This is a genomic window from Streptomyces sp. NPDC006265, from assembly GCF_040613555.1.
Lineage (GTDB): Bacteria > Actinomycetota > Actinomycetes > Streptomycetales > Streptomycetaceae > Streptomyces.
Map to the genome: position 1 here is coordinate 1 of NZ_JBEXSH010000971.1, position 1,820 is coordinate 1,820.

Genomic DNA, 1,820 nt, shown 5'->3' on the forward strand with positions numbered 1-1,820 from the left:
GTCTCGACGCGGCCGGCCGGGAGCGGGCCGACGCCCTGCTGGAGCGGGCCGGGCAGCTGCTGGCGTACAGCGTGCTGACGCACGACGAGCCGCCGCTGCGGAGGGAGCTGCTGCGGCTGGAGCCGACCGCGCGGGATGCCGGGCACCGGGTCGCGGACGTGGCCGCCGGCGACCGCGTCCGCCTCTCCCGGTTCGCGTTCTGCCGTACGCGCGAGGGCGTGCTCGTTCTGGAGTCACCGCTGGTGAGGTTCCGCGCGGTGCTGGTCGACCGGGCGGCGCGTGAACTCGCCGCCGCCCTGGGGCAGCCGGGCCGGGCCGGGAGCGCCGGGGAGGTCACCGGGCTGAGCGAGGCGGAGACCCTCGACGTCCTGGCCCATCTGGTCGGGCTGGGCTTCGCCGAGGTCGCCGGCCCGGACGGCACGTACGCCTCCGACTGTGAACCGGTGCTGCGGCAGTGGGACTTCCACGATCTGCTGTTCCACTCGCGGATCCGCTCCGGGCGCTACGACGGCGTCTTCGGGGCGGTCTACCCCTACCGGGGCGAGATCGACCCGCTGCCCGCCGTGAAGCCCGCGCCGCCCGGCCCGGTCACCGAGCTGTACCGCCCGCGCCGCGCCGACCTCGACGCCGCCGACCCGTCGCTGACCGCCGCCATCGAGTCCCGCCGCTCCCACCGCACCTTCGGGGAGCGGGCGTTGACGGCCCGCGAGCTGGGCGAGTTCCTGTACCGGGTGCAGCGCGTGCGCGTCCACCGCACCCCGGGCGCGGACTCCCCCGGTGAGGACGAGGTCGTCTCACGACCCTACCCGAGCGGCGGCTCGCTGTACGAACTGGAGCTGTACGTCACGGTGCTGCGCTGCGACGGACTGGAGCCGGGCGTCTACCAGTACGACTCCTACGCGCACCGCCTGGTCCTGGTCAGCGCCGAGGAGGCGGACCGGCGGGCACTGCTGGGCGTCGCGTCCCGCTCGGTGGGCTTCGACGTCCACCCCGACGTGCTCTTCACGGTGACCTCGCGGTTCCAGCGGATGGCGTGGAAGTACCGGGCGATGGCCTACGCCACGACGTTGCGGCACACCGGGGTGCTCTACCAGACCATGTACCTGGTGGCCACGGCGATGGGCCTGGCGCCCTGCGGGCTGGGCAACGGCGACGCCGACCTGTCGGCCCGGGTGCTGGGCCTGGACTACCTCCGGGAGTCGTCGGTGGGCGACTTCCTGCTGGGCACGCCGGCCACCGGCACCGAGCTGCCCGCGAACCCGGGCGAGGAATGGCACATGGTGAACAGCCCTGACTGGGCAATTCCGCTCGGCGCCCCCGGAAATCCGGGCGTCGGCGAAAAGTCATCCGCCCCGTGATAAATGTCAGCCGGCGACCGCGAACCCTGGCGCCGGGATGACCGGCCGAGCAATATTGATGTCAGAGCCGGACGGGAAAGAAACAAATCCCGGAAGGCGACCAGAAATTCATGGCCGGGGTTTCCGGTGACGGAATCGACGGCCTCGACGAAGGGAATGCGACATGACCGCCAAGGACATCAAGAACCAGGACGCGGACAAGGCGTTCGAGGGCTTCGACGCGGACGAGCTGGAGACCCTCGAGGTCACCGACGGCGTCGCCCTGCCGGAGATGGGCGCCTCCAGCGGCTCGATCGGCACCTCGTCCTCGTCCTCCAGCACCTGCTCGGCCTGCTGAACCACTCACCCAGGATCTTCGGAAGGATTTCGACATGACCGCCAAGGACATCAAGAACCAGGACGCGGACAAGGCGTTCGAGGGCTTCGACGCGGACGAGCTGGAGACCCTCGAGGTCACCGACG

Annotated in this window: 2 protein-coding genes; both read left to right on the top strand. The window is 71.3% G+C overall.

Translation table 11 applies throughout. The annotated features are described in order from the left end of the window. Positions 1 to 1,358, top strand: a 1,358-nt coding sequence (locus ABZ281_RS43650; RefSeq protein WP_356663740.1) for a SagB family peptide dehydrogenase, incomplete at its 5' end; no start/stop codon positions are given. Between the two features lie 163 nt (positions 1,359 to 1,521). Further along, positions 1,522 to 1,695, top strand: coding sequence for a thiazolylpeptide-type bacteriocin (locus ABZ281_RS43655; RefSeq protein WP_078615318.1), 174 nt, complete (start codon positions 1,522 to 1,524; stop codon positions 1,693 to 1,695). Positions 1,696 to 1,820: the final 125 nt, after the last annotated feature.